Annotated in this window: 7 protein-coding genes; 5 read left to right on the forward strand and 2 right to left on the reverse strand. The window is 46.7% G+C overall.

From position 1 onward, the window contains the following. The first annotated feature begins 103 nt into the window (after positions 1 to 103). The gene (locus tag KDK14_RS00795) at positions 104 to 244 is read left to right on the forward strand and encodes a hypothetical protein (RefSeq protein ID WP_257263112.1); all 141 of its coding nucleotides are present in this window, start codon (positions 104 to 106) and stop codon (positions 242 to 244) included. 194 nt (positions 245 to 438) lie between these two features. Here KDK14_RS00795 and KDK14_RS00800 read toward each other — a convergent pair whose 3' ends face one another. Together KDK14_RS00800 and KDK14_RS00805 are read right to left on the reverse strand one after the other, a co-directional pair. Further along, a complete protein-coding gene (locus KDK14_RS00800) occupies positions 439 to 726 on the reverse strand; it encodes an antitoxin (protein WP_252026482.1) in 288 nt (95 codons plus the stop codon). Continuing rightward, entirely contained in the window at positions 723 to 1,001 is a 279-nt protein-coding gene (locus KDK14_RS00805) for a hypothetical protein (protein WP_257263113.1), read from the reverse strand. The genes KDK14_RS00800 and KDK14_RS00805 overlap by 4 nt, the downstream gene beginning before the upstream one ends. Positions 1,002 to 1,235: 234 nt before the next feature. Here KDK14_RS00805 and KDK14_RS00810 point away from each other — a divergent pair, with 234 nt between their 5' ends. The 4 genes from KDK14_RS00810 (at position 1,236) to KDK14_RS00825 (ending at position 2,643) form a co-directional block, all read left to right on the forward strand. Then, a complete protein-coding gene (locus KDK14_RS00810; RefSeq protein WP_257263114.1) occupies positions 1,236 to 1,460 on the forward strand; it encodes a hypothetical protein in 225 nt (74 codons plus the stop codon). Continuing rightward, the gene (locus KDK14_RS00815) at positions 1,457 to 1,615 is read left to right on the forward strand and encodes a hypothetical protein (RefSeq protein ID WP_257263115.1); all 159 of its coding nucleotides are present in this window, start codon (positions 1,457 to 1,459) and stop codon (positions 1,613 to 1,615) included. Before KDK14_RS00810 ends, KDK14_RS00815 begins: the two co-directional genes overlap by 4 nt. A gap of 11 nt (positions 1,616 to 1,626) precedes the next feature. Further along, on the forward strand, positions 1,627 to 1,968 hold the full coding sequence (locus KDK14_RS00820; RefSeq protein ID WP_257263116.1) for a type II toxin-antitoxin system VapC family toxin: 342 nt from the start codon (positions 1,627 to 1,629) through the stop codon (positions 1,966 to 1,968). 351 nt (positions 1,969 to 2,319) lie between these two features. After that, on the forward strand, positions 2,320 to 2,643 hold the full coding sequence (locus tag KDK14_RS00825; RefSeq protein ID WP_257263117.1) for a type II toxin-antitoxin system HicB family antitoxin: 324 nt from the start codon (positions 2,320 to 2,322) through the stop codon (positions 2,641 to 2,643). Positions 2,644 to 2,825 lie beyond the last annotated feature (182 nt).

Genomic DNA, 2,825 nt, shown 5'->3' on the forward strand with positions numbered 1-2,825 from the left:
TCTCAGAAAGGATAAGTCAAGTATAGAATTTGTGACTAAGAGACAGCCCGATAGGGCGGGGAGTGTCAGAGCATACCTTAGGATTAAGCCGGGCTAAAGGCGAGTGCTTGATCAATGCCATAATCAACGAAACCTGGCAGAGTATGAAGGTCAGCTGGACATCAACCCGCAGTTGCTAAAAGAGATGATCACGCTAACCCGGGAATTATTGCACCTTGTTAAAGAGCTGCCTGACATTAACTAAAAAGAACGGGGGGAGGGGTGTTCAAGAATCAAGACCTGACCACGTGCTCCTTCGCTGACCACGTGCTCCTTCGGGGGAGGGGTGTTCAAGAATCAAGACCTGACCACGTGCTCCTTCAAGAATCAAGACCTGACCCCGTGCTCTGACCCCGTGCTCCCCTGCGTGCTCCCCTGAAATTTAGTGGTGGGAGGATGTCAAGAGCCTGGCTTCACCTCCACCAAAGAACCAGAAAGATACTTATGGATAATACTGGAAACCAATGTCTGATAAGGGATGCCTTCACGCAAGGCACGGGATTGTATGGCCAGCAAATCACGGTGGGAGATACGGATGTTGATGCGCTTATCCTTTTTAAAAGTCTCTGCAGCAACACTCTCCAGTTCAGCTTTGCGTTCCGGGGTCAACGTGGACTGATAGTCACCTGCTTCCAGGGCATTAAGTAGTGACTGCTCCTCTTGATCCAACGTATTTTTTTTTGTCATGAATCACCCTCCAGATAATCTCGGGTAAACTTTCGGCTCGGTATCAGGGTCTTCAGGAATACCTCCTTTTCGCTTTCGACGTAGGGCACCAGCCAGGCATAGCCCATCACGTTAACAACAAACACCCTCTGGTGCGGGTAGTCAACAACGTTAGGATGGGCAATATCATCCAGAAGGTCGCCGTTTTGAATATGAAAGATAACTTCTTCAAATGATTTACCGTGCTGATCAATCAGCTGCTGGTTCTTCTCGGCGTTCCAGTTAAAGCTTTTCATAGAGCCAGTGTAGTGATTGTGTGCACTTTGTCATCAAATATTATCCAATAGCCTCGTATTCAGTACATCATCAACCTTGTTCTCAATGCCGCCCAGGCAATCAACACAGAGCAAAAAAGTAGAGCAAGATTATGCAACGTCAAGAATCAAGACCTGAACCCCAGCTCCTCTCGGCTCTCTAGTAGCAATATGCTACATGGGTAATGGATTACATACATTAAGGAAGCAAAATCCATGGCCACCCTGACCATCCGTAACCTGCCGGGCGAACTGATCGAACGATTAAAAGCCAGCGCCAAAGCTGGCAACCGCTCCATGGAGCAAGAAGTGCGGGAACTGCTTGAAGCCCGCTATCAACAAAAGTCTGATCTGATTCAAGCGATAAAAAACAGCTGGAAAGAGCTGCCGGAAACCTCAGCCAAAGATATGGACGCCTGGCGACAGGAAGGGCGACCATGACCCGAGCCGTTATCGATACCATGGTCTTTGCCTATGCACTGTTTAATGAACCCGTACACCGGCAGGAAGCCCTGGCCGTATTGGAAAAAACCGAACACATTCATGTGCCTGACCTGTTCCGGGCCGAGTTCTGCATGTTGCCTGGCAGTGGATAACCCAGCAGCAATTGAGCCTGCAACAGGCCATACAGGCAACCGAACGAGCCGAAGCCCTGATCACGTCGGTAACCAGCAGTGAGCGATTATGGTTCAAAGCACTGGTAGTAGCCAAGTATGCAAAACACCCTGCCTGTGATGCGTTATTTGTGGTATTAGCCGAAACATTGGACTGTCCACTGGTCACCTGGGATAAAAAAACTGCTGCACAGATTTCCACAGATAGCCGTGGAGCCTGGAAGGCTGTTAAAGCGTTGAAGCGTTCATTGTTCGCAAATAATCTGGAACAGTTGCTGGTTTTCCGGAGGTTACTTTTGGGCGTGCACAAAGAAAGACTTGACCCCGATCTTTGATCTTTCTCGATTTTTTTTGACCCCGATTTTTTTTTCTTTCCTTTTCTCTTTTCTGCCTTGATCAGAAATTCAAAAAATAATATCAATAGTGCTACTATCATTCTATGGCTAACATAACTGCAATCCTCGACCAGATGAGAAACAATCCAAAGGACGTAAAGTTCAAAGACTTATGCAAAGTCTGCGATGTGTACTTTGGAAAATCACGAAAGACAGGATTAAGCCATCCGGTTTACAAAACACCTTGACAAGGCGACCCGAGGGTAAACATTCAGGACAGTAAAGGTAAAGCAAAACCTTATCAGGTAAGGCAGGTCTTGCAGGCAATTGAGAGAGTGGAGGATGAAGACAATGAATAAACCCACCGACAAATACACCTATCGGGTGATGTGGTCTGAAGAAGATCAGGAATATATTGGACTGTGTGCAGAGTTTCCAAGCCTGAGCTGGCTGGAAGAAGACCCGATAGCGGCGCTATCAGGTATTCGAAAACTGGTACTAGAAACAATTGCCGACCTGCAAAAAGCGGATGAACCCATCCCTGAACCATTTTCCATCAGAGACTACAGCGGAAAGGTATTACTAAGGGTACCACCAGAAACCCACCGTCATTTGGTCATTCAAGCAGCAGAAGCAGGCGTCAGCCTGAACCGTTACATTGCCAGCAAGTTATAATTATTTTGTTGTATATGTGTTGACGCTACTATTGAAGAATAGGACACCCACAAACCCACTTATGGGTATCCATTTCTCTTTTTCTTGCAACTATTGATCCAAGTCAATAAAAGCGGTTATGTATTAATACTTGCCTATTCGTGAACGGTTTAGAGCGAATAAAAATAAAGACGAAGCGCATC

Source organism: Endozoicomonas sp. ONNA2 (assembly GCF_024606365.1).
Taxonomy (GTDB): domain Bacteria; phylum Pseudomonadota; class Gammaproteobacteria; order Pseudomonadales; family Endozoicomonadaceae; genus Endozoicomonas.

Excerpts from the sequence above, each read along its gene's own strand:
- KDK14_RS00805 (WP_257263113.1), bottom strand. The coding sequence starts at position 1,001 with ATGAAAAGCTTTAACTGGAACGCCGAGAAGAACCAGCAGCTGATTGAT.
- KDK14_RS00825 (WP_257263117.1), top strand. The coding sequence starts at position 2,320 with ATGAATAAACCCACCGACAAATACACCTATCGGGTGATGTGGTCTGAA.
- KDK14_RS00810 (WP_257263114.1), top strand. The coding sequence starts at position 1,236 with ATGGCCACCCTGACCATCCGTAACCTGCCGGGCGAACTGATCGAACGA.
- KDK14_RS00815 (WP_257263115.1), top strand. The coding sequence starts at position 1,457 with ATGACCCGAGCCGTTATCGATACCATGGTCTTTGCCTATGCACTGTTT.
- KDK14_RS00800 (WP_252026482.1), bottom strand. The coding sequence starts at position 726 with ATGACAAAAAAAAATACGTTGGATCAAGAGGAGCAGTCACTACTTAAT.